The sequence below is a fragment of the Leifsonia sp. GW821-FHT13C09 genome, from assembly GCF_058806435.1.
Window position 1 is genome coordinate 1,271,814 of sequence record NZ_JBXAPS010000001.1, and the last position, 24,171, is coordinate 1,295,984.

Sequence of the window (24,171 nt, forward strand, 5' to 3'; positions counted from 1 at the left end):
GATGAGCGATGCTTCGAGTGCTCGGCCGTCCTTCGACGGTTCGGAGAAAGCGGGGATTCCACGCACCAGCGCAGCCCCGCGACCCGATTTTCCCGAAGGATTCGTCTCGCAGGGCTGGTGCAGCACCCTGGCTACCGCCGTGCTGACGCACGTCGGCGGAGTGCAACGACCCGGTAACCTGTAAAGCGGTCAAGCGCGGGTGGGAGGAATCTCCACTTTCGTCCCGAGGCAGATGCCCCGGAGCCCGAACGATTCTAGCAGAGGAAAGCAGTGAGCGACACATCCCCCATCCCTGACGGTCACAGCCACGAGGAGGAGGCGATCGCGGGAGCCACCCGCGACATCGCCGAGGTCCCCGCGGTGGAGGTCATCACGACCACCGCCGTGCACCTGATGAGCGCCGCCGCGGTGAAGACCGGGCTGGCGGACGACCCCGAGCACCAGACCGATTTGGACGAGGCCCGCAAGCTGATCGACGCGCTCGCCGGCCTGGTGACGGCGAGCGCCGCGCACCTCGGCGACCAGCACGCGCGCAGCCTGCGCGACGGCCTCCGCTCGCTGCAGCTGGCGTTCCGCGAAGCGTCGCCGTTCCCGGACGAGATCGGCAAGGGACCGGGCGAGAAGTACACCGGGCCGGTCAACTAGGGGACCTGATGGACGCCGCCGCCGTGCACGCGCTCGCTCTGGGCCTCCCGGAGGTCGAGGAGTACGAGCACGGCGGCCTCCCGGCGTTCCGCGTGCGCGGGAAGCGCTTCGCGACGATGCTCGACCCGGACACCTCGACGGTCAACCTGATGCTCGGCGAGGCGGGCATCAGGGAGGCTGCGGCGGCGTGGCCGGAGCACTGTTCCGAGCAGTGGTACGCCGGGCGCCTGTCGTCGGCGCACGTCGACTTCTCCGACATCGAGCCGGGGCTGCTGCGCGAGCTGATGACGGACGCCTGGCGCAACCGCGCCCCAGTGTCCCTGCGCCGCCTCCTCGACTGACGTCGGCAACGGAGGAGATCGGCGCCCGAAACCGTGCCCGGGACAGCTAACGGAGGACATCCGGGCCTCGGGAGGTCGGGCCTCCTCCGCTAGCGACGCGCGGCGCGGCGCCCCGAGGCGTCGGCAACGGAGGACATCCGGGCCTCGGGAGGTTGGGCCTCCTCCGTTAGCTGCCGGCGGCCGGCGTGTCGAGCGGGGACTCCTCCGTTGCCGACGCGCGGGCGCGGTGGCCCGTGTGGCCGAGCGAGGCGACCGCGATCGTGATCGCCGCCGACACCAGCACCCCGAGCGACACGTGCACGAGCAGCGCGAGCGCGCCCGCCGCAGCCCCCGCGGTGATGAGCAGCACGGCGAGCGCGCGCCGCACCCAGAACGAGCCGTTCCCGCCGGCGAGGCGGCTGTCGGCGGCGAGGCCGGTCAGCGTGGAGGTCACGACCACCGTCGTGACGTCGGCCACCTTCACCCGGCGCGCGAGTGCTGCCTGCATCCCCATCGCGAAGCCGAGCGCGGAGGTGGCGATGGTGCCCACCAGTTCCGGGTCGAGGTGCAGCGCGAACGCCAGCAGCACCGCGATCGCGGTCAGGAGCCCCGCGATCACCCAGAGCGTCGCGGTCACCCGGCCCGACCAGCCGTCGTCCCGGCGCACGAGCCGGCTGCCGACGACGGCGCCCGCGAGGAACGCGCCGAGTGCCAGCAATGGCCGGAGGATCGGGAGGTTCGTGGTCCCGGTCAGCGCCATCCCGAGCAGCACGACGTTGCCGGTCATGTTGCCGGTGAAGACCCGGTCGAGGCCGAGGTAGCCGGTGGCGTCGACGACACCGGTCGAGAACGTGAGGGCGAGCATGAGGGCCAGGTGCAGCCGATCGGCGTCGGTGCGGCCCAGACGGTGAGTGACGGACACGGAGGTCCACCCTATTCGAGTCCGGGTCGGGCCCGCGGCGGTGCAGGATGGGGTCCATGACGTTCACCCCTCCCCCCGCCGTCACTTCCCGCCCCACGCTCACCGGCACGTTCGGGATGTCGGCCTCCACGCACTGGCTGGCGACGGCGAGCGCGCAGGCCGTCCTGGAGCGCGGCGGCAACGCGTTCGACGCCGCCGTCGCCGGCGCGTTCGTGCTGCACGTGGTGGAGCCGCACCTGAACGGCCCGGGCGGCGACCTGGTGGCGCTGTTCGCGACGGCGGACGACCCCACACCGGTGGTGCTCGCGGGCCAGGGCCCGGCCCCGGCGGGGGCGACTCGGGAGCACTACCTGGCGGAGGGGCTGGAGCTCGTCCCCGGCGCCGGCGCGCTCGCGGCGGCGGTCCCCGGCGCCGTCGACGCGTGGCTGCTCCTGCTGAAGGACCACGGCAGCTGGGAGCTCGCCGACGTCCTGGCGTTCGCGATCGGCTATGCCGAGGACGGCCATCCCGTGCTGGAGCGGGTCTGTACGACGATCCGCACCGTCTCCGGGCTGTTCGCCGAGCACTGGCCCTCCTCCGCCGAGCACTGGATGCCGGGCGGCCGCGTCCCGGAGGCCGGCGAGCTCATCCGCAATCCCGCGTACGCGCGCGTCCTGCGCGGGCTGATCGCGGCGGGCGACGCCGCGGCGACACGCGAGGACCGGGTGGAGGCCGCCCGCACCGAGTGGGCGACCGGCCTCGTCGCGCGGGAGGCGTCCGCGTTCGCGCGCATCCCGCACCGGCACTCCCCCGGCACCGACCACGCCGGCGTGATCGCGGAGTCCGACTTCGCGTCCTTCCGCGCCGGGTACGAGCAGGCGACGACGCTGGAGTTCCGCGGTCACACGATCGCGAAGACGGGCGCGTGGGGCCAGGGGCCCGCGCTGCTGGAGACGCTGGCCATCCTCGACGGCTTCGACGACGAACGCCTCGACCCGTCCACCGAGCTCGGCGCGCACACCATCCTGGAGGCGCAGAAGCTCGCCTACGCCGACCGCGACGCGTACTTCGGCGACGCCCGCGTCCCCGTGGCGGAGTTGCTGGCGCCGGAGTACATCGCCGCCCGTCGCGCGCTCATCGGCGACCGAGCCTCAGCCGTGTTCCGTCCGGGCCGGGTGGCGGGCGCCGAGCCGTTCCTCCCGCCGCTGCGCACGTCGTACGAGCCGCCGCTGGCGGAGGCCATCGCTGGCGTCGGCGAGCCGACCGTCGCGCGCGACGGGACCACCCGCGGCGACACGTGTCACATCGATGTAGTGGACCGCTGGGGCAACATCGTCTCCGCGACGCCCTCGGGAGGCTGGCTGCAGTCGTCGCCGACCATCCCGGCGCTCGGCTTCTGCCTCGGCACCCGCCTGCAGATGACCTGGCTGGAGGAGGGCTCGGCCTCGACCCTGCAGCCCGGCAAGCGACCGCGGACGACGCTCACCCCGACGCTCGTGCTGCGGGACGGCCTCCCGGTGACCGCCCTCGGCTCGCCGGGCGGCGACCAGCAGGACCAGTGGCAGCTGCTCTACCTGCTGCGCACGCTGGTCGGCGGTTACACACCGCAGCAGGCGATCGACGCGCCGGCGTTGCACACCACGTCGCTGGCGGAGTCGTTCTGGCCGCGCACGTGGGTGCCGGCCGGCGCCGTCGTGGAGTCGCGGCTCGGCGAGGATGTCATCGCGGGGCTGGAGGCCCGCGGCCACGTGGTGACGCGGGCCGGCGGGTGGACGCTCGGCCGGCTGTCGTCGGTGGGGCGCGACCCGGAGACGGGCGTACTGAGCGCGGCAGCGAACCCGCGCGGGATGCAGGGCTACGCGGCGGGGCGGTAGGAGCGCCTTACGCGGTCGCGGCCACGGCCGCCCGCACCGCCTCCAGAGTCCGTCCGGCCTCCACGCGGTCGGTGAGCCAGTTGCTGACCGAGAACCGCAGCACCGCCCTCCCGTGCCACTCGGACGGCGACGCCAGCGCGACCCCGCCCTGCCGGAGCGCCTCCCCCACCCGGCGCGTTCGGTCGTCGTCGCCGAACGTCGCGCAGACCTGCGTGTAGACCACGTCGTTGAGCACCTGCGCCCCGGGGATGGTCGCAAGCCCGTCCGCGATGATCCTCGCCGCGTCCGCGAGGCCCTGGACGAGGTCGGCGACCCCTGCGCGGCCGAGTTGGGCGAGCGTCGCGTACACGGGGACTCCGCGCGCGCGGCGGCTGAGTTCCGGGACCCGGTCCTCGGGATCCGCCGCACCGGACATCGCCGCGAGGTAGGCGGCGTGCTGCGCCATCGAGGCGTGCAGCACCTCCGGGTGCGCGACGATCGCGAGGCCGCAGTCGTACGGGACGTTCAACGTCTTGTGCGCGTCCGTCGCCCAGGAGTCCGCGCCTGCCAGTCCCGCGGTGAGGTGGCGCAATCGCGGGGCGGCCGCGGCCCACAGCCCGAACGCGCCATCGATGTGCACCCACGCCCCCGCGTCGTGCGCGACCTCGATCGCGTCGGCCAGCGGGTCGAACGCGCCCGAGTGGACGTTGCCCGCCTGCAGGCACACGACCGCCGGGCCGTGGCCCTCAGCAAGCGCCTCGCGGAGCGCGTCCACGCGGAGGCGGCCCTGCTCGTCGGTGCCGACCGGACGTCCGGCGCCGAGCCCGGCCAGCATCGCGGCGCTGTCGACCGAGCCGTGACGCTCGGCGCCGACCAGGAGGCGTACACGGGGCCCTCCCGCCAGCCCGTCCGTCCGCGCGTCCCAGCCGGCGCGGCGCAGCGTCTCGTCGCGGCCGCAGATCAGGCCGACGAGGTTCGCGGCGGTCGCGCCCGTCACGTAGCCGACCTCCGCCTGAGCGGGGAGCCCGAGGAGGTCGAGCATCCACTCGGCGGCGAGTTCCTCCGCGGCGACCACGCCGGGGGTGACCGCGCGCAGGGCGGTGTTCTGGTCCCAGGCCGCGACCAGCCAATCGGCGCCGAGCGCGACGGGCTGCGCGCCGCCGATCACCCAGCCGTGGAAGCGCGGCGAGTCCATCCGGATCAGCCCCGGCTCGACGGCCGACGCCAAGTGCGTCAGCACCTCTGTCGCAGCGGGCCCGCGCTCCGGGAGCCGCCGGCCCAGCGCGTCCTTGACCGTCTCGACATCGGCGGTCGGCGGGATCGCCCCGTCGCGTACGCCGTCCAGCCAGCGCCCCGCGAGCACGGCGGCTTCGCCGAGCACAGGGCGGAACTCATCGTCCACACGGGCAGGGTAGCGCTGCCCGGTTGCCGTGGACAACGGAGGAGAGCCGATGCGACACGCCAGTGCGGAGCGGTCAGCGGAGGAGATCGGTGGTGAGGGCGGGCCGGTCTCCTCCGGCGCCGACGCGAGATGGCCGGGTCACCAGAGCGGCGGGCGGCGGGTCTCCCAGTGGAGGCGGCGCTCCAGCTGCGCCGCCAGGGACAGCAGCGTGCGCTCGCCTCCGGGGCGGCCGATGAGCTGCACGCCCATCGGGAGGCCGTCCGCCGTCTGCGCGACCGGGAGCACGATCGCGGGCAGGCCGCTGACGTTCAGCATCGAGGTGAACGGCGTGTACAGCACCTGCTGCTCGAAGTTGCGCTCGCCGTCCTCCTGGTCGTACCAGCCGACCGGCCGCGGAGTCAGGGCGAGCGCCGGCGTCAGCACCGCGTCGAACGACGCGAGCTGCCGGATGAAGGAGCGCTCGTACGCGGTCAGCGCGCTGAGCGCCTCGCTCAGCTCCCGGGCGAGGATGCTCCGGCCGCGCCGCACGAGCCAGGCGGTGAGCGGTTCCAGCAGAGCCAGCGCATCGCCGTCCGCCGGGATGCGCGCGGCTCCGGCCTGCCAGATCGTCCGGAACGCGGGGGCGTAGGTCGGGTCGGGCTCCAGGGCGGTCTCCTCGATCCCGTGCCCCATGGCCGCGAACGCATCGACCGCCGCGTCGAGCGCCGACCGGGCCTCCGGGGAGACCACGATGTCGTAGGCGTCGTCCCACGCGGAGGTCGTCATCACGCCGAGCTGGAACCTCCCCTCCCCGCGGATCGCGGTGCCGAGGAAGGGCCCGTCGTCCTCGTACGGCGCCCGCAGCGTGAAGTGGTGGTCGATCCGGCCGCCGACCTTCGCGATCATCCCGTCAAGGAGCAGCGCCGCGTCCGCTGTGGTGCGCGCGAGCGGGCCCGCCACGACGAGCCCGGCGAGCGAATCGATGCCGCTCCCGGCGGGCACCAGCCCGCGCGAGGGCTTGAGCCCGACCAGGCCGCACGCCGCGGCGGGGATCCGGACCGACCCGCCGCCGTCGGAGCCGGGCGCGAACGGCAGCATCCCGCTGGCCACCGCGACGGCCGCGCCTCCGCTCGACCCGCCCGCGCCGAGCTCGGGGTTCCACGGGTTGCGGGCGGGCGGCGCGACCAGCGACTCGGTGTAGGCGGGGAGGCCGAATTCGGGCGCGTTCGTCTTGCCCAGGCTCACGGCGCCCGCCGCGTCCAGCGTCTCCACGATCTCGTCGGAGCGGTCGGGCACGAAGCCGGCCATCACCCGCGAGCCGAACCCCGCCGGGACGCCCGCGCGCAGCCAGAGGTCCTTGTCGCCGGAGGGCAGCCCCCAGAGCGGCGCGGTTTTGGGCACGCGGGCGGCGACCTCGTCCGCCCGCTCCAGCGCGCGCTCGCGGGTGACGGTGACGAACGCGCCGAACTGCGGGTTCAGCCGCTCGATGCGGTCGAGGTAGTGGGAGGCCAGCTCCCGCGGCGACACCCTCCCCGCCTGCAGTTCCTGCCACAACGCCAGCGCCGTCATCTCATGGAGTTCCACGGGACCACGCTATGCCCTCGGACATGGACGTGGCCGGGAGCCCTGCTCCCGGCCACGATTTGTGCCATCGGCCTCACTCGGCCGACCCGCCACGCGGGCCGCCCGACGATGTCGTCGAGGTGAGCCTAGGTCGCCGCGAACGACATGGCCGCGATACTCGGCAAACCCATAGTGGACGTCAGCCCAACTCCTGGAACACCGTCACCTGGAGGTCGCCCGGCGTGCCCAGCCGCGCGTTCAGCGAGTTCCACGGCGTCACCGTCGGCGGCGCGATCAGCTCGGCGCCGGCGTCCACGAGCCGTGCGGTGACCGTGCGCCCGTCGTCCACCTCGAAGGCCAGCCGAATGCGCGGGGCGACCGGGCGGCCGACCTCCACGTCGTCGATCATCGCCTTCTGCGCCGGGTTGGCCAGCTCCAGCGTCGCGCGGCCCGCGTCGAGGATGGCGACCCGCGCGCCCCCGTCGCCGGCGTAGCTCGCCTGCTCGGGCAGCCCGAGGACGTCGCGGAAGAACGCGAGCGCCTCGTCGTAGTCCTCGGCCTCCACCACGATGCGCAACTGCCGCACCGGTGCTGTGTCGTTCATCCCTGTGTTCCTCCGATCGGTACCGTGGACCCGTGCTGGGTTACATCTTCCTCGCCGTCGCCATCGCGACGGAGGTCGTCGCGACGACGTTCCTGAAGTTCACGTCGGGTGAGAACTCCAAGTGGTGGGCGTTCGCGATCGTCGTGGTCGGCTACGTCGCCTCCTTCATCGCGCTGTCGCAGTCGTTGTCGCGCGGCGTCCCGCTCGGCGTCGCCTACGCGATCTGGTCGGCGGTGGGCGTCGCGGCGATCGCCGTCATCTCCTGGGTGTTCTTCCGGGAGTCGCTGACCTGGGTGCAGATCCTCGGCCTGGTGCTGCTGATCGGCGGCGTCGGCCTCCTGGAGCTCGGCGGGCGCCACCCGGCGGCGTGAGCCGGCCGGATCGTTCCCGGGGCCTCAGCCGACGAACGCGGCGAGCGCGTCGTCGATCGTGCGCGCAGGCGACACCCACGCGAACATCGCGCCGGGTCCCTCCGGGACGTAGCCGCCGTCCGCGGTCCGCGCGACGGTGCCGAGCAGCCTCCCCCGACCGGGCTCGGCGTCCTCATCCTCGTAGGAGTGGTCGTACACGGTGAACGTGTCACCGTCCTCGTAGACGGACAGATCTTCCAGTAGCGGCATCTCAGAACCTCCTGGTGAACGGCATCGGCTTGCGCATCCGGATGAGGAGCAGCAGCGGCACGAGGACATACGGGCCGTTGTAGAGCAGGAAGACGACCGGGTTGGGCGTGCGCTCCCCGACCGGCCCGAAGAATTCGACGCCGAAGATCGGGATGGCGGTCAGGCTGATGATCATGGTCGCGTAGATCACGCAGAACAGCTGGATCCAGTTGAAGCCCTTGACGAGGCAGACGATCAGCAGGATGTAGAACGGCAGGTACACGAACGCGCTCGTGCCGGTGATGAACCGCAGCCAGAGCGCCTCGTGCTGGTAGAGCGGGTCGTACTGCGACGAATACGTGTAGTTCCACTGCGCGAGGATGTTGGTCGTCGTCGCGGTCTGCGGGATGCCGAGCGTCGGGATGGCGTCGCTGATGACGCAGGTCAGGCTGAACAGCGAGAACATCACGACGAAGAAGATGTCGAACGGGCGCTTCCGGAGCGGGAGGTTCGCGGGCGTCGCCGGGGCGGCGGAGGCGACCTCGCCGGGGCGCGGGGAGGCGGTTGTCACGGGTGACACCCTAGCGGCGACAAGCCCTACTTGAGCGATTTCTGCATCAGCACCGTCCCCAGCCAGCGCTCGAACTTGTAGCCGACGCGTCCCATCCGGCCGATCTCGGTGAAGCCGAAGTTCTCGTGCATCTTGATCGAGGCCTCCGCGCCCTTGTCGGCGATGACCGCGATCATCTCCTTCAGGCCCGCGGCCTTGGAGCGGTCGATGAGTTCCTGCATCAGGACCGGGCCGAGGCCTTTCCCGGTGGACGCCGCGCCCAGGTAGATCGAGTTCTCGACCGTGAAGCGGTAGGCGCGCTTCTGCTTCCACGGCGACACCAGCGCGTAGCCGAGTATCTGGCCGCTCGGCGACTCGGCGACGATGAACGGCATCCCGAGCTTGTGGAGGTAGGCGAACTTGCTCTTCCACTCCTTCAGCGTCATGGCGTCCTCGTCGAAGGTGACGGTGCTGTTGGCGACGTAGTGGTTGTAGATCTCGCGCACGTGGGGCAGGTCCTCGGGCCGCGCCTCGCGGATGGCGTAGTCGAACGGCGCCTCGTCGGGCTCCGGCTTGCGCAGGTGGCGCGGCAGCACCCGGCGGGTCTCGTATTCCTCTTCCAGCACGGTTCCAGGGTACGTCGTCGCGCGTTTCGCCGGGGTTACGGCGTCAGCGACCAGTCCACCGGCTTCTCCCCCGCCGCCTCCAGCAGCGCGTTCGCCCGCGAGAACGGCCGCGACCCGAAGAACCCCCGGGACGCCGAGAGCGGACTCGGATGCGGGGACTCGATGACCGGGTTGCCGCCGAGCAGGGGCTTCAGCGTGGCCGCGTCGCGACCCCAGAGGATGCTCACGAACGGCCGGCCGCGCTCCACCAGGGCGCGGATCGCGTGCTCGGTCACTGCTTCCCACCCCTTGCCGCGGTGCGAGGCAGGCGCGCCGGGACGCACGGTCAGGACCCTGTTCAGCAGCATCACGCCGTGGTCCGCCCACGCGCTCAGGTCGCCATGCGGCGGCGGCACGACGCCGAGGTCGTCGCGGAGCTCGCGGTAGATGTTCTGCAGGCTGCGCGGGATCGGGCGCACGTGCCGCTCCACCGCGAACGACAGCCCGATCGGGTGGCCGGGCGTGGGGTACGGGTCCTGGCCGACGATGAGCACACGCACGTCCGAGTACGGCGCACGGAACGCCCGGAGCACGTTCTCCCCCGCCGGGAGGTACGGCCGGCCCGCCGCGACCTCGGCGCGCAGGAATTCGCCCATCCCGGCGATGCGGTCGGCGACCGGGGCGAGCGCCTGCGCCCAGCCCGGGTCCATCGAGCCGTCGGCGGCGAGCTCCGCCAGAGTCTTCGGCATGGCGCGGGCAGCCCTGCTCAGTGCGTGGAGGCCGTGACCGGCGGCAGCGCCGACCACGGGAACGTGATCCACCGGTCGGTGCGGCGCCAGACGAAGTCGGGCTCCAGCACCGTGCGCGGCTTGGAGTACAGGCACACCGTGCGCACGTCGGCGCCGGAGGCCGCGATCAGGTCGACGACCATCGCGAGGGTGCGGCCGGAGTCGGAGACGTCGTCCACCAGCAGGACACGCTTGGCCTCCAGCGCGGAGGAGTCGAGCATCGGCGGGAGGACCACCGGCTCGGGCAGCCGGGTGTCGACGCCGGTGTAGAACTCGACGTTCAGGGCGCCGCACGCCTTGATGCCGAGGGCGTACGAGATCGCTCCGGCGAGCAGGAGGCCGCCGCGCGCGATGGCCACGACCATGTCGGGTTCGAAGCCGGACTCGACCACCTCACCGGCCAGGTGCCGGGCCGCGTCGCCGAACTCGAGCCAGCCCAGGACCTCCCGTTCCGTCGCTTCGAGGACGTCTGCACCTGAATCGTCGAGTTCGCTGGCCACGCATCTACCGTACAAGGGCGCGGCAGGTGTTAGCATCCGCGCATGACCTCGGAGAAGACGGTCGCCCAGCGCCGGGCGTCCACCGCGATCGGCGCGACCGCCGCCCTCATCGGCTGGCTCGCACTGGTCGAGCTCACCAGCGGCATCCTGCAGGGCTACTACGTGCCGCTGATCTCCGACATCGTCAAGCATCTGGGCATCCACGACGCCGACTACAACTGGTTCGAGGCCGCCCAGCTGCTCCTCTCCGCGCTCGTCGTCCCGGTGCTCGCCAAGCTCGGCGACATGTTCGGGCACAAGCGCATCCTGCTGGTCGCGACCGTGCTCACCGCGCTCTCGAGCTGGGCGCTCGCGTTCTCGCACGACTTCACGACCTACCTGGTCGCGTTCGCGCTGCAAGGCTTCTATGTGGTCTGGCTGCCGTTGGAGATCGCGCTGATCTTCGACCGCGGCCGTCGCACCGACACGGCGGCCTCGCGCACCCGGCGGGCGGCCGGCCTGCTGGTGGTGGCCCTGGAGTTCGGCGCGATCGTGGGCGCGATCGGCGCCGGGCTGCTCTTCGAGGCGTTCGGCGGTAACGTGACGACCACCCTCATGGTGCCCGCCGCGGCGGTCACCCTCGTGTTCTTCGCCATCCTGTTCGGCGTCCCGGAATCGGAGCCCGTGGGCGGCCGGACGCTGGACGGTGTCGGCTTCATCCTCCTGACGCTCGCCCTTCTGCTCATCACCTCGGGCCTGACGTTCCTGCGGATCGACGGCGTCGGCGCCTGGTGGGTCTGGGCGCTCATCCTCCTCGGGGTGCTCGCCTTCATCCCGTTCGGCCGCTGGGAGCTGAAGCAGAAGGATCCGGCGATCGACCTGCGTGTGCTGCGCCAGCCGAACATGTGGCCGGTGCAGCTCACGGCCGGTCTCATCGGGATCAGCCTGCTCGGCGCGCAGGCCCCGCTCAGCACCTACGCGGGCACCGATCCGGTCAACGGTTACGGCCTGGGGCTCAGCGCCGGCCAGCGCAGCATCCTGATCGGCGCGTACCTCATCTCGATGATCGTCGGCGCGGTCCTCTTCCCGGTGGTGTCGTCCTGGCTGAACCCGCGCGTGACGCTCATCGGCGCGTCCTTCCTGGTGGCGATCGGGTACCTGCTGTTCCTGCCGTTCCACCAGGAGACCTGGCAGGCCTTCACCAACATGGCCATCGCCGGCATCGGCTCCGGCGCCCTGGTCGGGGCGCTCCCCGCCGCCGCGGCCGCCGCCGCCCCGCGCGGGCAGACCGGCGTCGCCACCGCGATGACGAACACGACCAAGACGATCGGCGGCTCGTTCGCCTCCGCCGTCTTCGGCGTCGTCCTGCTCACCGGAGCCGCGACCGTCACCGCCACGGCGGCCAGCCTGTTCGGCTACATGCTGGTCTGGACCATCTGCGGACTCGGCGCTCTGGTGGCGGCGGTCCTGCTGTTCTTCGTGCCGCGCCTGGCCTTCGCCGACGCTGAGGCGACGATCGTCTGACAGGACTCGATCAGAGGGGGATCATGGACACGCAGCTACCGCCGCAGGTCGGCGAGGCACTCACCCGGTTTCTTCTCGAGCAACGCCGCCTCGCGCCCGGCCTGGTCAGCCGAGCGATCGTGACCGGCTCGGCGGCGACCGGCGACTGGTACGACGGCGTCAGCGACATCGACGTGGTGTTCGTCGTCACCCGCGACCCGGTCGACGACCTCCCCGCGCTCGCGGCCCTCCACGCCGAGTCGTCGCCGCACATCGACGGGGTCTATCTCACCGAGTCGGAGATCGCCCGCGGCCCCGACCAGGTGGAGACGGCGCCGCAGGTCGTGGAGGGCGTGCTGCTGAGCGCCCTCGCCGGCGGCAGCCTGAGCTGGGCGACCTGGCGCGAGCTGGAGGACGGCGTGCAGGGCGTCGTGGACGGCGGCGACGTGATCTGGACGCCCACCGCAGACCGGCACCCGGACACCGCGACCCACCTGGCGGACCGCGCCCGCAGCGACCTCATCGAGTTCTGGGCCCCGGTCGGCGACAGCGCGGAGGCCGAGATCGCCGACCGGAAGCCCGGCGACCCGGTGCGCCCTGAGACGGTCCGCTGGCTCGCCCTCAGCCCGATCCGCCTGGTGGAGACGATGGAGTCCGGGCGGATCGTGTCCAAGACCGCCGCGGCTCGCAGTGCGTCCGAACGCTGGCCGGAGCACGCCGAGCTGCTCGACCGGGCGGTGCGCGACCGGGCCGGCGAGCGGCAGACCTTCGTCACAGCCGACGCCCGCCAGGCCATCGCGCTCCTCCGCCAGTGCGTGGAGCTCGCCCGCCGCTGACCCGCCCCACCGCACAACGACGAAACGTGAGTCGTTGCGGATTCCAGGTCACTGGTTTCCGCAACGACTCACGTTTCGATGGATGGGGGGGGGGTTAGACGCGGGCGGCGTCGGCGACGGCGCGGGCGGCGGCGAGACCGGCCGACAGGTCGGCCTTCAGGTCGTCGATGTTCTCCAGGCCCACCGAGAGGCGCACCAGGCCCGGCGTGACACCCGCGGTGAGCTGCTGCTCCGGGGTGAGCTGGGAGTGCGTGGTCGAGGCCGGGTGGATGACCAGGCTGCGCACGTCGCCGATGTTGGCCAGGTGACTGAACAGCTTCAGGCTGTCCACGAGGGCCGCGCCCGCGTCGACGCCGCCCTTGAGCTCGAACGACAGCACCGCGCCGACACCCTTCGGGGCGTACTTGTTGGCCGCGGCGTACCACGGGCTGGTCGGCAGGCCGGAGTAGTTCACCGAGGCGACGTCCGGGTGGGCCTCCAGGAACTCCGCGATCTCCTGCGCGTTCTGGGTGTGCCGCTCGACGCGCAGCGAGAGGGTCTCGATGCCCTGGATGAGCTGCCAGGCGCTGGCCGGCGCGATCGCCGAGCCGAGGTCGCGGAGGAGCTGGACGCGGGCCTTGATGATGTAGGCCAGGCCGTCGCCGACCGCAGCCGTGTAGACGGCGCCGTGGTACGACGGGTCCGGCTGGGTCAGGCCCGGGTACTTCTCGGCGTTCTTCGACCACTCGAACGTGCCGCCGTCCACGACCACACCGCCGATGACCGTGCCGTGGCCGCCGAGGAACTTGGTGGCGGAGTGCACGATGATGTCGGCGCCGTGCTCGAACGGGCGGATCAGGTACGGGGTCGCGATCGTGTTGTCCACGATCAGCGGGACGCCCGACTCGTGCGCGACGTCGGCGACGAGCGCGATGTCGAGGATGTTGATCTTCGGGTTGCCGATGGTCTCGGCGAAGAACAGCTTGGTGTTCGGGCGGACCGCGCGGCGCCACTCCTCGGCGTCGTCCTGGTTCTCCACGAACGTGGTCTCGATGCCGAGCTTCGCGAGCGTGTACTTGAACAGGTTGTAGGTGCCGCCGTAGATCGAGCTGGACGACACGATGTGGTCGCCGGCCTGCGCGATGTTCAGCACCGCGAAGGTCTCCGCTGCCTGGCCCGAGGCGACGAGGAGGGCGCCGGTGCCCCCTTCGAGCGCGGCGACGCGCTCCTCGACGACCGCCTGGGTCGGGTTCTGGATGCGGGTGTAGATGTTGCCGAACTCGGCGAGCGCGAACAGGTTCTTGGCGTGCTGCGCGTTATTGAAGACGTAGGAGGTCGTCTGATAGATCGGGGTCGCGCGCGCGTTGGTCACGGGGTCCGGCGCGGCGCCGCTGTGGATCTGCTTGGTCTCGAACTGCCAGTCGGCGGCGTCGGTCATGGCTTGAGCTCCTTCTTCGGGTGATGGCCTTCGGGTGGTGTCACCGAAAGGTGGTCGCTCACACGCTAGACTCGCGGCCGCGCGTGGGCAACGTGCCCGAAACATGCCGTAACCCATGAGAATAGGCAGCATGAGCAGCAGACGTGTGGTCGTGACGGGAGCGAGTTCGGGGATCGGGGCGGCGACGGTCCGCCTGTTCCGCCGGCGGGGCTGGGAGGTCGTGGGCGTCGCCCGCCGGCAGGAGCGCCTGGACGAGCTCGCCGCCGAGACCGGCGCCGAGGTCTTCGCCGCCGATCTGACCCGCCAGGAGGACGTGGACGCGCTGCGCGACCGCCTCGCCGCGACCGGCCCCATCCACGCCCTGGTCAACAACGCCGGCGGCGCGAAGGGGCTCGACTCGGTGGAGGCCTCCAGCGTCGACGACTGGGTGTGGATGTACGAGATCAACGTCATCGCCACCAAGCGCGTGATCAGCGCTCTGCTGCCGCTGCTGCGCGACGGCGCTCGGGAGACCGGCCACGCCGACATCCTCAACCTGACGTCCATCGCGGGCCTCAACGCCTACGTCGGCGGCGGCGGGTACAACGCGGCGAAGTTCGCCGAGCACGCGCTCACCGAGGTGCTGCGCCTGGAGCTGAACGGCGAGCCCATCCGCGTGGTGGAGGTCGCCCCGGGCATGGTCGCCACCGAGGAGTTCTCGCTGGTCCGCTTCGGCGGGGACAAGGAGAAGCGCGACGCGGTCTACGAGGACGTGCCGGAGCCGCTGACCGCGGAGGACGTGGCCGAGACGATCGTGCACGCGCTCGAGCTGCCGCGGCACGTGGACCTCGACCTGATCGTCGTGAAGCCGGTCGCGCAGGCCGCCTCCTACCGCTTCGCCAAGGGCGAGCTGAAGGTCAAGGACTGACGGGCCGACCATGGCGGACGACGCGAAGCGCAGACGCTGGGAGGCGTCCACGGCATGGCCCGGGGTCGTCGCGAGCGTGGCCTTCCTCGTCGCCTACTCGTGGACCGTCCTCCAGCCGGACATGGGGCGGGTGCTCTACGGCGTCCTGATCACCCTGCTCGCGCTCATCTGGGTGGCGTTCCTGGTCGACTACGTGGTGCGCTTCCGGCTGGCGGAGGACAAGCGGAGCTTCGTGCAGCACAACGTCGTGGACCTGCTGTCGGTGCTGATTCCCGTCGCACGGCCGTTCCGGCTGATCACGGACCTCTTCCGCCTCCCGAGCCTGCGCGGCGGCAGCGGGAGCCACCTGCGCCGGCGCATCATCATCATCGCCGGCACGTTCGTGGTGATGTTCATCTACGTCCTCTCGCTCGCCGTGTACCAGGTCGAGCGCTACGCCCCCGGCTCCAACATCCGCTCCTTCGGCGACTCGATCTGGTGGGCGTGCGTCACGATGGCGACCGTCGGCTACGGCGACTACTACCCGGTCACGGTGACCGGACGAATGCTCGCCGTCGTGCTGATGATCGGCGGCATCGCGATCGTCGGCACCGCGAGCGCCACCATCGTGAACTACCTCAGCGAACAGACCCAGCAGGCCAGGGAGCGCCGGGCGCGCGAGCACGAGCGGCCGGACGGGCCGAGGCCCGTGGAGGACCCCGGCCCGCGCGACGGCGAGGACGGCTGAGGCAGGTCAGCGCTCGGCGGAGGCCGGATCGGCCGGGCCGGCGCCGGCCAGTGGGCCGCCGGCGAGAGCGCTGCCGGCGAGAGCGCTGCCGGTGAGCGATCCGAGCATCGCGCCGAGGTCGAGCCCGGTCAGGTCCTTGACGACCTTCGGCACCTCGCTCGCCACCTGGCCGATGGTCTTGGTCACCGCGGCGGCGCCCTCCGTGCTGATCACGGTCAGCGAGTCGATGTTGCCGAGCGGCTCCGCGACGGCCCGCGTGATCTCCGGGAGGCGGTCGATGATCTCGGAGGCCAGACCGGCCTCGCCGAACTTGCGCAGCGCCTCGGCCTTGGCGTCGGTCGCCCGGGCCTCGGCCATGCCCTCCGCCTCGATCGCGGCCGCGCGGGCCTCGCCGTCGGCGCGGACACCGGCGGCGAGAGCGATCTGGCGGTCGCGCTCGGCCTCTCCGGCGAGCCGGACGCCCTCGGCCGCCGCTTGCGCGTCCTGCACCGCCGCCACCTTGTTCGCCTCGGCGATCGTGCGGCGCTTGAAGGCGTCCGCCTCGGTCGCGGCGTTCGCGGCGTCGCGCTCGGCCTGGGCGCGCTGGACGGTCGCGTAGGCGTCCGCCTCAGCCGGCTTGCGCACCTCGATGTCCAGCCGCTCCTGCTCGACCTTCGCCTTCTCGGCCAGGGCTTCGCGCTCCTCGGCGGCGACGATCCGGTCCTGCTCCGCCGTCGCGAGCTGCCCCGCGGCGTCCGCCTCGGCGTTCGCGCGGTCGGTCTGCGCCTTGATCGCCGCCTGCTTGAGGCTGAGCGCCTTCTGCCGCTCCGCGATCTGCTCGGCGGCGTCGATCCGGGCGAACTCGCTGGCGCGGGCGGTCTCGGCCTCCTTGATCTCGGCGTTCTGCTTCGCGAGTGCCGCCTCCGCGCGTCCGAGATCGGCGAGGTAGTTCGTGCCGGGGGTGGAGATGTCGGAGATGTTGAGCAGGTCGACCTGGAGGCCCTGCTCGGCGAGGTCGACCTTGGTCGCCTCGACCACGGCCTCGGACAGCGCGTTGCGGTTCGAGATGATCTCCGTGACGGGCATGTTGCCGATGATCGACCGCAGCGAGCCCTCCAGCGACTGCTGGATGATCTCGGTCAGCGAGCTCTGCTGCGAGAGGAACCGCTGGGCGGCGCGCCGGACGCCCTCTGGCGTGCCGGACACCTTGAAGTTCACGCTGGCCTGGATCGCCAGCTTGATGAAGTTGGCGTCGACGCCCTCCACGACGATCCCGATCTGGCGCTGCTCCAGCGAGATCGGGAAGCCCTGCTGCAGGATCGGCCAGATGAACACCCGGCCGCCGATCACCACGCGCTGGCCGCCGTCCGGCTCGCCCGCGCCGGGCCTGCGACCGGCGCCGCGGCCGACGATGACGAGCGCCTCGTTGGGCGCGACGCGCCGGATGCGGCCGGCGATGAACAGGAACACGGCGAGCACGGCGACGAGGATCGCGCCGCCGGCGACGATTCCGATGAGGGAGGAGTCCACGGTCAGTCCTTTCGATGGAGGGAGGGGTCGACAGGTTCGAGGGGTTCGACGCGGACGCGCGGGCCGCTCACCGCGATGACACGGATCGGGGCGCCGCTCGGGATGTCGACGTCGCTGGCCGCGAGCCGCGCCTCGAACTCGTAGGGGCCGTCCAGGCTGACCTCGCCGCCGGACCGGGTGACCGTGGTGCGCGCGACACCGGTCATCCCGGCCGGGTCGCTCGGGGCGCCGTCGTCGCCGCGCACGAAGCGGCGGACCAGGACCTGCACGCCCGCGAGCGTCACGACGCCGGCGAGCGCGGCGATCAGGTAGGCGGCGCCGGCCGGCCAGTCGTTGGCGAGCGCGAGCACCCCCGACGCGCCGAACAGCGTGAGCCCGGCGCCGAGGCCGGTACCGGACAGCGCGCCGTCGAGGAGGTCGAAGAGCTCGCCGAACAGCAGCGAGACGAGCAGGACGACGAGTCCTGCGACGCCGATGGCGATGAAGACGAGCACGGACTCCCCCTGGCTTCCTTGTTACATTCCGCATCTGACATCTTGCCACGTTGAGGGAGTCGGCACTGCCAGCCCGGCGTAACACAGCACCGCACACAGCGCCGTTCCGTGAGAATGGGGCAATGGAGTGGCAGACCTCGGCGGACACGGCACCCTCGAGCTTCATCACGGAGGCTCAGGCGCGGTCGCTGCTCGGCAAGCCCGCGGCGAGCGGGGCGTGGAAGGAGTCCGACCCCGCCGGTTCGCGGTCGTTCGCGGGGATCGGCGCGTTCTCGTTCGAGAGCGGCGAGAGCCTGCCGTTCGTCCGGGTCGCCTACGAGACCTGGGGCGAGCTGTCCGAGACCGGCGACAACGCGGTGCTCGTGCTGCACGCGCTGACCGGCGACAGCCACGCTGTCGGCGCCAACGGGCCGGGGCACCCCACCGCCGGCTGGTGGCAGGGCATCATCGGGTCGGGCAAGGCCATCGACACGGACCGCTGGTTCGTCGTCGTCCCGAACATGCTGGGCGGGTGCCAGGGCACCACCGGCCCCGCCTCGATCGCCCCGGACGGCGCCGAGTGGGGGCCGCGCTTCCCGTTCACGACCATCCGCGACCAGGTGAACGCGCAGGCCGCGTTCGCCGACGCGCTCGGCATCGGGCGCTGGGCCGCCGTGATCGGCGGCTCGATGGGCGGCATGCAGGCGCTGGAGTGGGCCGTCACGTTCCCGGAGCGCGTCGAACGGCTCGCGGTCATCGCCGCGCCGCCGTTCTCCACCGCCGACCAGATCGCGCTCAACTCGGTGCAGATCGAGGCGGTGCGCACCGACCCGCTGTTCCACGGCGGGTACTACTACGACGAGAAGGACGGCGAGGGCCCGCACCGCGGCCTCGCGCTCGCCCGCCGGATGGCGTTGCTCAACTACCGCAGCCCGTCCGAGCTCAACGAGCGGTTCGAACGCGCCTGGCAGAGCGGGATCAGCCCGCTCGGCGGCGGCGGCCGGTTCGCGGTGGAGTCGTACCTCGACTTCCACGGCAACAAGTTCACCCGGCGTTTCGACGCCAACAGCTATCTGACCCTGGTCGAGGCGATGAATTCGCACGACGTCGGTCGCGGCCGCGGCGGACTCGCGGCCGCGCTCTCACGCGTGACGGCGCGCACCCTGGTGGTCGGGATCGACAGCGACCGGCTGTTCCCCCTGGAGGGTCAGGAGCTCATCGCCTCCCACCTCCCGGAGACGATCGACGGTAGGCTGCCGGTGGTGATCCGCTCCGACTTCGGTCACGACGGGTTCCTGATCGAGGACGACGCCGTCAGCGAGCAGCTCAGGAGGCTGTTCGCGGCGTAGAGGGGAATGGAGGGGCATGTCGCGCATCCAGAAGGAGCGTGATCGGCTGCTCGCCACCACCGCCCGCACCGTCGGCCTCACGGCCACGGCGACGACGCTGCTCACGGTGAGCGTCCCCGGCACCCTCCCGGCGCCGCTCTACTTCGCCTCGCTCGTCCTGCTGGCCTGCATGGGCGTCGCCCAGTTCCAGTTCGTCGCGCTGGGCCGCCTCACGGTCTGGATGTGCGTGACGGTGGTCGCGGGACTCGGGTTGATACTCCTGTACCTGCTCCCGCAGTCCGAGTTGCGTCCGTCCGCGGTGACCACGGTCGGCGTCGTCGGCGCGGTCGGCATCGCCAGCGTCGCGGTGATCGCGCCGACCTCCCGCGCCCGCACCGTGCTGGCCATGGCAGCCGGCGCGGCGACCATCGGCGCGACGGTGCTGACACTGCTCGTCACCGGGTCGCGGCTCCTCGAGATCCTGATCTTCATCGCGGCCGGCTGGGTCGCCCTGACCGCCACCGGCATCTGGCTGTCCCGCACGGTGCCCCGCACCCTGAAGCGCATCTCCACGATGAGCCGCGCCTACCGCGTGGAGCGCCAGGCGAGCGAGACGGAGGCGCGCCGCCGCCAGGGCGCCCGCCTGCTGCACGACACGGTGCTCGCCACGCTCACCCTGCTGGCCCACTCCGGGGTCGGCGTGAGCGTGGGCGCGCTGCGCGAGCAGGCCGCGGAGGACGCCGCCCTGCTCCGTCAGCTCCGGCTCGGCTTCACCCCCGACCCGACCCGCTCCGGCGACTACCGGCTGAAGCCCGTCGAGGAGTCCACCCTCGGCAACACCCTGGAGTCGGTCAAGCAGCGCTTCCGCCGGATGGGGCTGGAGGTCAACTGGCACGGCGCCGGCCAGGTGCTGCTGCCGAGCGACGTTCTCGACTCGTTCCTCCTCGCGCTCGGCGAATGCCTGGAGAACGTGCGCAGGCACTCCGGCGTCAACGAGGCGCACGTGACCATCACCGACGACGAGACCACCGTGCGCGCGATGGTCACCGACGCGGGCAAGGGCTTCGACGTGGCGAGCATCGAGGAGGGCAGGCTCGGCTTCACCGAGTCGATCGTGGCCCGGCTGCGCGACGTCGGCGGTAACGCCCGGCTGTTCTCGTCGCCGGGCAGCGGGACCACCGTGGTGCTGGAGGTGCCGAAGTGAGCAGGAACGACCGCACCATCCCGATCTCGCGCGGGATCCTGGGCGGGCGTGTGCCCGGCGCCCCACGGTCGCGGAAGCCCGCTGCACCGGGCACGGCCGCACTGGGCGCCACCGCCCTCCCGCGCGGCCGGCAGGAGCGCGACGCGCTCGGGCGCGCCCGCCTCGACCTCGGCTTCAACATCGCCGCCGTCGCGCTCATCGCCTTCCTGTTCGCCCTCCTGGTGATCACAGCCCCGTACTACCCGGCCCTGCCGTTCACCATCGCCGCCTGGGGGGTGCTGCTTGTCACGCTGGTGACCGCGCTCGTCCTCCGCTTCCGGCTGCCCGACCTGCTGCCAGACGGGCTGTTCATCGCCGCCCTGGTGCTGTGGGCCGCTGCCGTGGTGCTCGACATCCTCGGCACGACGTCGCCGACGGGCTGGCTCCCGCTCACCGCGGCGGCCGCGGTCGGGCCGGCGCTGCTGCTGTGCGTGCCGGTGCGTCCGTCCCGCGACATCCTGATCGCGACCGCGGTCCTCGGAGTGGTGCTCGCGGTCGTCCTGCTGCTGCGGTCGATCGGCGACATCCAGATGCTCGGACCCGGGATCGCCGAGGTCGCGATCGCGGTCGCCCCTCCCCTGGTCGGCGTCGAGATCGTCCGCTCGCTCAGCACCCTCGTTCAGCTCGAACTGGACCTGGTGCAGGTGCAGAGCACCGTCTCCTCCCCCGGCTACGCCGTCGGCATGATGGCCTCGGAGGAGCTCGCCCGGCTCGACCTCGCGGCCGAGCGCCTGCTCGACGGCGTCGCGACCGGCCGCACCGCCCTCCCGCTCGACGAGGCGACGGCGGACCAGGCGGCCTCGATCGCCACCGAGCTGCGCCTGCACCTCATCCAGGGCCGCAAGGAGACCTGGCTGTACCACGCGGTCACGGAGTCCGCGCTGCTCGGCCCGACCGTGACCCTCACCGACCCGGACGGCCTCGCCGCCGGCCTCAACCGCGACCAGCGCGACGGCCTCCTCACCGCGGTCTGGCTGCTCATCAGCGACCCGGTGCGCTCCGGCGCCGGCCAGGCCCGCAGCCTCTCCCTCGACATCGTGCGTGCCGCCGGGCCACAGGTCGCGGCCGGATCCGCCGTCGCGACCGGTGCCACAATGGAAATCGTGATCACGACCACCGGTGTGCCGCGAAACGGGGTAGACCCTGCGGCGTGGCAAGCTATCCGTAAGGTGGGACGCCACGCCGAGTCGTTCGGCGACTCGGCGCTCCGCATCGAGATCACCACCGTGGGCGATACGACGGCCGAGCTGACCTGACCCAGCCGGCCACCAGGAAGACCGGTCACGCCGGAAGGCAAGACCGGAGAAAGGGCTGCTCATGAGCGAGACTCCCCCCATCAGGATCGCCATCGTCGACGATCACAAGATGCTCCTCGGCGCACTCACGGAGTGGATCCGGGGCGCGGCGGACGACATCCGCATGGTGGCGGCGGTCGCGAGTTGGCCCGAGCTGCTGACCCACCCCGAGTTCCCGGTCGACGTCGTGCTGCTCGACCTCGACCTCAAGGACAACATCCCGATCTCGCTGAAGCTGTCGACACTGAAGACGACCGGCGTGCGCACCGTGCTGATGAGCACATACTCCGAGCCAGCCGTGGTGCGCGAGGCGCTGGCCGCCGGCGCCCTCGGCTACCTCGTGAAGAGCGAGGACGCCGAGATGATCGTGGAGGCCATCCGCGCCGCCAGCAAGGGCGAGTCGTTCATCTCCGCCGAGCTCGACCTCGCCCTCAATGCGGGCGAGCTGGGCGGCGCGCCGAAGCTGAGCGCGCAGGAGCGCCGCGTGATGGCGCTCTACGGCGCCGGCGAGCCGGTGAAGGCGGTGGCCTTCCAGCTCGGGATCTCGGACGAGACGGCCAAGAGCTACCTCAAGCGCATCCGCGAGAAGTACCGCGTGGCCGGGTACGACGTGGGCACCAAGGTCGCGCTGCGCAAGCGCGCCATCCAGGACGGCATCCTCCTGCAGAACGACTGACGCGCGTCATCCACCTGGCAGGACATGCCGTCCCGCGACGCGCTCGCGCGGCAGGTCGTGACAGGTCGTTGCGCCGTGAGGGTCGAAACGATTCGACTAGACTGACACGGTGAACCCGGTTATCGACGGGCCGACGACGTTGTCGCCGGCCCGTACTCGTCTTGCGCTCCTCGCGCTCGCCCTCGGCGGCTTCGGCATCGGCTCGACCGAATTCGTCGCGATGGGCCTGCTGCCCAACATCGCCCACGACCTGCTGCCCCAGCTCTACGCGGCCTCCCCCACGGCCGCGAACGCGCAGGCCGGCTGGATCATCTCGGCGTACGCGCTCGGCGTGGTCGTCGGCGCGCCGACCATCGCGGCCGTCGCGGCGCGCTGGCCGCGCAAGAAGCTGCTGCTGTGGCTGCTGGTGGCGTTCACCGTCGGCACGATCGGGTCAGCGGTCGCCCCGACCTTTCAACTCGTGCTGGTCGCCCGGTTCCTGTCCGCGCTGCCGCACGGCGCGTACTTCGGCATCGCCTCCCTCGTCGCCGCGTCCCTGATGGGGCCGGGGAAGCGCGGCCAGGGCGTCGCCTTCGTGCTCTCCGGGCTCACGATCGCGAACGTCATCGGCGTCCCGTTCATCACCTGGATCGGGCAGCAGCACGGCTGGCGCATCGCCTACCTGGTCGTCGCCGCGATCTTCGCCCTCACTTTCGTCGCGGTCGCCCTGCTCGTGCCGTGGCAGGCGGGCGACCCGCGGGCCACGCTGCGCAATGAGCTGAGGGCTTTCACCCGCCTCCAGGTCTGGCTGGCGCTGCTGATCGGCGCGATCGGCTTCGGCGGCTTCTTCGCGGTGTACACGTATGTGGCGCCGATGGTCACGACGATCACCGGGCTGCCGGCGTCGGCCGTCCCGCTGGTCCTGATCCTGATCGGCGTCGGGATGACCGTCGGCAACCTGCTCGGCGGCCGGATGGCCGACCGCAGCGTGGAGCGCGGGATGCTGTCGTTCTTCGCGATCATGCTGGCCGGGCTGGCGGCGCTGTTCTTCAGCGCGCATCTTCTCGCCGGCCTCCTGATCTCCGTCTTCGTGATCGCCGCGGCGGCATCGGCGCTGTCGCCGATGATCCAGACCCGGCTGATGGACGTCGCCCACGACAGTCAGTCCATCGCAGCGGCGCTGAACCACTCGGCGCTCAACATCGCGAACGCGTCCGGCGCCTTCCTGGGCGGCCTGACCATCGCGGCCGGCTTCGGCTACCTGTCGCCGATCGTCGTCGGCGCGGTCCTGGCGGTCGCGGGCATCGTCCTCGCGCTGGTGTCGTTCGGGATCGACCGCTCGCGCATGCGCCGCGGGGTGGACACCGGAGTCGTGCTCGCTCAGCGACCGGACCCGGTGCCGATCGACTGAGGCCCCAGCCCCGGAATCAGCGCTCGAAGAACTCCGTTACGTCCACATCCTCCTCGGCTCGTTCCGGGCTTCGGAGCCCCGACCGCACAGCGCCGACGATCGCGACGACCACCGCGCCGGTGAGCGTGCCCGCGACGAGCACGAGCACCGGTAGGTAGAGCGGCCACCCGTACACCAGCACGAAGTAGCCGATCGTGAGGAACGGGTTCACCTACTCACCCTCCGGCGCCGCCTCGGCACGGCGCAGGGCGGCCTCCAGCCGCTCAACTTTGCCGTCCAGCTCGCCGGTGCGGCCGGGGCGGATGTCGGCCTTCAGCACCAGCGAGACGCGCGGGCCGTACGCGCCGACAGCCTCCGTCGCGCGGCGGATCACGTCGAAGACCTCGTCCCACTCGCCCTCGATCTCCGTGAACATCGAGTTCGTGCGATTCGGGAGGCCCGACTCGCGCACGATCCGGACCGCCGCGGCGACGGCGTCGTGCACCGAGCCCTCCGGTCCTTCCGCTCCGCTCGGAGCAACCGAGAATGCGACCAGCATGAGCCCTCCTTAGTTTCGTGCACCGAGATCGTGTGGCGCCC

Annotated in this window: 27 protein-coding genes; 13 read left to right on the forward strand and 14 right to left on the reverse strand. The window is 71.8% G+C overall.

The features are described 5' to 3' along the window. The first annotated feature begins 270 nt into the window (after positions 1-270). Together AC1ROW_RS06220 and AC1ROW_RS06225 are read left to right on the forward strand one after the other, a co-directional pair. Positions 271-645 carry a DUF1844 domain-containing protein gene (locus AC1ROW_RS06220; RefSeq protein WP_493017966.1) on the forward strand — a complete coding sequence of 125 codons (375 nt, stop codon included), beginning with the start codon at positions 271-273 and terminating at the stop codon, positions 643-645. Between the two features lie 8 nt (positions 646-653). Continuing rightward, the gene (locus tag AC1ROW_RS06225) at positions 654-986 is read left to right on the forward strand and encodes an MmcQ/YjbR family DNA-binding protein (protein WP_493017967.1); all 333 of its coding nucleotides are present in this window, start codon (positions 654-656) and stop codon (positions 984-986) included. A 166-nt stretch (positions 987-1,152) separates the two neighbouring features. On the opposite strand, the gene AC1ROW_RS06230 is transcribed toward AC1ROW_RS06225, so the two are convergent. Continuing rightward, positions 1,153-1,887 (reverse strand): YoaK family protein, encoded by a 735-nt coding sequence (locus tag AC1ROW_RS06230; protein ID WP_493017968.1) that lies wholly within the window; start codon positions 1,885-1,887, stop codon positions 1,153-1,155. A gap of 56 nt (positions 1,888-1,943) precedes the next feature. Here AC1ROW_RS06230 and AC1ROW_RS06235 point away from each other — a divergent pair, with 56 nt between their 5' ends. After that, positions 1,944-3,740, forward strand: coding sequence for a gamma-glutamyltransferase family protein (locus AC1ROW_RS06235; protein WP_493017969.1), 1,797 nt, complete (start codon positions 1,944-1,946; stop codon positions 3,738-3,740). A gap of 7 nt (positions 3,741-3,747) precedes the next feature. On the opposite strand, the gene AC1ROW_RS06240 is transcribed toward AC1ROW_RS06235, so the two are convergent. The 3 genes from AC1ROW_RS06240 to AC1ROW_RS06250 all read right to left on the reverse strand — a co-directional run bounded on the left by AC1ROW_RS06240 (position 3,748) and on the right by AC1ROW_RS06250 (position 7,267). Then, positions 3,748-5,121: a pyridoxal phosphate-dependent decarboxylase family protein gene (locus AC1ROW_RS06240; RefSeq protein WP_493017970.1), complete on the reverse strand. Its 1,374-nt coding sequence runs from the start codon at positions 5,119-5,121 to the stop codon at positions 3,748-3,750. Positions 5,122-5,259: 138 nt separating this feature from the next. Beyond that, entirely contained in the window at positions 5,260-6,669 is a 1,410-nt protein-coding gene (locus AC1ROW_RS06245) for an amidase (RefSeq protein ID WP_493018369.1), read from the reverse strand. A gap of 193 nt (positions 6,670-6,862) precedes the next feature. Next, complete coding sequence (locus AC1ROW_RS06250; RefSeq protein ID WP_493017971.1) at positions 6,863-7,267, reverse strand: VOC family protein; 405 nt, start codon at positions 7,265-7,267, stop codon at positions 6,863-6,865. Between the two features lie 32 nt (positions 7,268-7,299). Between AC1ROW_RS06250 and AC1ROW_RS06255 the strand changes: the two genes are divergently transcribed. Then, positions 7,300-7,638 (forward strand): DMT family transporter, encoded by a 339-nt coding sequence (locus tag AC1ROW_RS06255; RefSeq protein ID WP_493017972.1) that lies wholly within the window; start codon positions 7,300-7,302, stop codon positions 7,636-7,638. 24 nt (positions 7,639-7,662) lie between these two features. On the opposite strand, the gene AC1ROW_RS06260 is transcribed toward AC1ROW_RS06255, so the two are convergent. Genes AC1ROW_RS06260 through AC1ROW_RS06280 form a run of 5 tightly spaced genes read right to left on the reverse strand, consistent with a single transcriptional unit; the run spans position 7,663 to position 10,309 of the window. After that, a complete protein-coding gene (locus AC1ROW_RS06260) occupies positions 7,663-7,887 on the reverse strand; it encodes a hypothetical protein (protein WP_493017973.1) in 225 nt (74 codons plus the stop codon). A gap of 1 nt (position 7,888) precedes the next feature. Next, complete coding sequence (locus AC1ROW_RS06265) at positions 7,889-8,437, reverse strand: DUF2781 domain-containing protein (RefSeq protein ID WP_493017974.1); 549 nt, start codon at positions 8,435-8,437, stop codon at positions 7,889-7,891. Between the two features lie 26 nt (positions 8,438-8,463). Continuing rightward, positions 8,464-9,042, reverse strand: coding sequence for a GNAT family N-acetyltransferase (locus AC1ROW_RS06270; protein ID WP_493017975.1), 579 nt, complete (start codon positions 9,040-9,042; stop codon positions 8,464-8,466). Positions 9,043-9,077: 35 nt separating this feature from the next. Beyond that, positions 9,078-9,770: a uracil-DNA glycosylase gene (locus tag AC1ROW_RS06275; protein ID WP_493017976.1), complete on the reverse strand. Its 693-nt coding sequence runs from the start codon at positions 9,768-9,770 to the stop codon at positions 9,078-9,080. A 17-nt stretch (positions 9,771-9,787) separates the two neighbouring features. Beyond that, positions 9,788-10,309 carry a phosphoribosyltransferase gene (locus AC1ROW_RS06280; protein ID WP_493017977.1) on the reverse strand — a complete coding sequence of 174 codons (522 nt, stop codon included), beginning with the start codon at positions 10,307-10,309 and terminating at the stop codon, positions 9,788-9,790. A 42-nt stretch (positions 10,310-10,351) separates the two neighbouring features. Here AC1ROW_RS06280 and AC1ROW_RS06285 point away from each other — a divergent pair, with 42 nt between their 5' ends. Both AC1ROW_RS06285 and AC1ROW_RS06290 read left to right on the forward strand, forming a co-directional pair. Then, positions 10,352-11,812, forward strand: a complete 1,461-nt coding sequence (locus AC1ROW_RS06285; RefSeq protein ID WP_493017978.1) for an MFS transporter — start codon at positions 10,352-10,354, stop codon at positions 11,810-11,812. A gap of 23 nt (positions 11,813-11,835) precedes the next feature. Further along, the gene (locus AC1ROW_RS06290; protein ID WP_493017979.1) at positions 11,836-12,627 is read left to right on the forward strand and encodes a nucleotidyltransferase domain-containing protein; all 792 of its coding nucleotides are present in this window, start codon (positions 11,836-11,838) and stop codon (positions 12,625-12,627) included. Positions 12,628-12,721: 94 nt separating this feature from the next. On the opposite strand, the gene AC1ROW_RS06295 is transcribed toward AC1ROW_RS06290, so the two are convergent. Continuing rightward, positions 12,722-14,044 carry a bifunctional o-acetylhomoserine/o-acetylserine sulfhydrylase gene (locus tag AC1ROW_RS06295; RefSeq protein ID WP_493017980.1) on the reverse strand — a complete coding sequence of 441 codons (1,323 nt, stop codon included), beginning with the start codon at positions 14,042-14,044 and terminating at the stop codon, positions 12,722-12,724. 130 nt (positions 14,045-14,174) lie between these two features. Between AC1ROW_RS06295 and AC1ROW_RS06300 the strand changes: the two genes are divergently transcribed. Together AC1ROW_RS06300 and AC1ROW_RS06305 are read left to right on the forward strand one after the other, a co-directional pair. Then, on the forward strand, positions 14,175-14,951 hold the full coding sequence (locus tag AC1ROW_RS06300; RefSeq protein WP_493017981.1) for an SDR family oxidoreductase: 777 nt from the start codon (positions 14,175-14,177) through the stop codon (positions 14,949-14,951). Positions 14,952-14,961: 10 nt separating this feature from the next. Continuing rightward, positions 14,962-15,678 (forward strand): potassium channel family protein, encoded by a 717-nt coding sequence (locus tag AC1ROW_RS06305; protein ID WP_493017982.1) that lies wholly within the window; start codon positions 14,962-14,964, stop codon positions 15,676-15,678. Positions 15,679-15,684: 6 nt separating this feature from the next. Here the strand turns inward: AC1ROW_RS06305 and AC1ROW_RS06310 are convergent, their stop codons facing one another. Next, entirely contained in the window at positions 15,685-17,187 is a 1,503-nt protein-coding gene (locus AC1ROW_RS06310; RefSeq protein WP_493017983.1) for a flotillin family protein, read from the reverse strand. 2 nt (positions 17,188-17,189) lie between these two features. Further along, positions 17,190-17,681, reverse strand: a complete 492-nt coding sequence (locus AC1ROW_RS06315) for an NfeD family protein (protein ID WP_493017984.1) — start codon at positions 17,679-17,681, stop codon at positions 17,190-17,192. Positions 17,682-17,803: 122 nt separating this feature from the next. On the opposite strand from AC1ROW_RS06315, the gene metX reads away from it, so the two are divergent. The 5 genes from metX (at position 17,804) to AC1ROW_RS06340 (ending at position 23,592) form a co-directional block, all read left to right on the forward strand. Beyond that, positions 17,804-19,009, forward strand: coding sequence for a homoserine O-acetyltransferase MetX (gene metX / locus AC1ROW_RS06320; RefSeq protein ID WP_493017985.1), 1,206 nt, complete (start codon positions 17,804-17,806; stop codon positions 19,007-19,009). A gap of 16 nt (positions 19,010-19,025) precedes the next feature. Then, positions 19,026-20,192, forward strand: coding sequence for a sensor histidine kinase (locus AC1ROW_RS06325; protein WP_493017986.1), 1,167 nt, complete (start codon positions 19,026-19,028; stop codon positions 20,190-20,192). After that, positions 20,189-21,487, forward strand: a complete 1,299-nt coding sequence (locus tag AC1ROW_RS06330; protein ID WP_493017987.1) for a hypothetical protein — start codon at positions 20,189-20,191, stop codon at positions 21,485-21,487. Before AC1ROW_RS06325 ends, AC1ROW_RS06330 begins: the two co-directional genes overlap by 4 nt. Before the next feature lie 61 nt (positions 21,488-21,548). Further along, a complete protein-coding gene (locus AC1ROW_RS06335; protein WP_179607489.1) occupies positions 21,549-22,202 on the forward strand; it encodes a response regulator in 654 nt (217 codons plus the stop codon). 109 nt (positions 22,203-22,311) lie between these two features. Beyond that, positions 22,312-23,592 carry an MFS transporter gene (locus AC1ROW_RS06340; protein ID WP_493017988.1) on the forward strand — a complete coding sequence of 427 codons (1,281 nt, stop codon included), beginning with the start codon at positions 22,312-22,314 and terminating at the stop codon, positions 23,590-23,592. Positions 23,593-23,608: 16 nt separating this feature from the next. Here AC1ROW_RS06340 and AC1ROW_RS06345 read toward each other — a convergent pair whose 3' ends face one another. Together AC1ROW_RS06345 and AC1ROW_RS06350 are read right to left on the reverse strand one after the other, a co-directional pair. Continuing rightward, on the reverse strand, positions 23,609-23,803 hold the full coding sequence (locus AC1ROW_RS06345; RefSeq protein WP_493017989.1) for a hypothetical protein: 195 nt from the start codon (positions 23,801-23,803) through the stop codon (positions 23,609-23,611). Continuing rightward, positions 23,804-24,130, reverse strand: coding sequence for a thiamine-binding protein (locus AC1ROW_RS06350; RefSeq protein ID WP_493017990.1), 327 nt, complete (start codon positions 24,128-24,130; stop codon positions 23,804-23,806). Between the last annotated feature and the right edge of the window lie 41 nt (positions 24,131-24,171).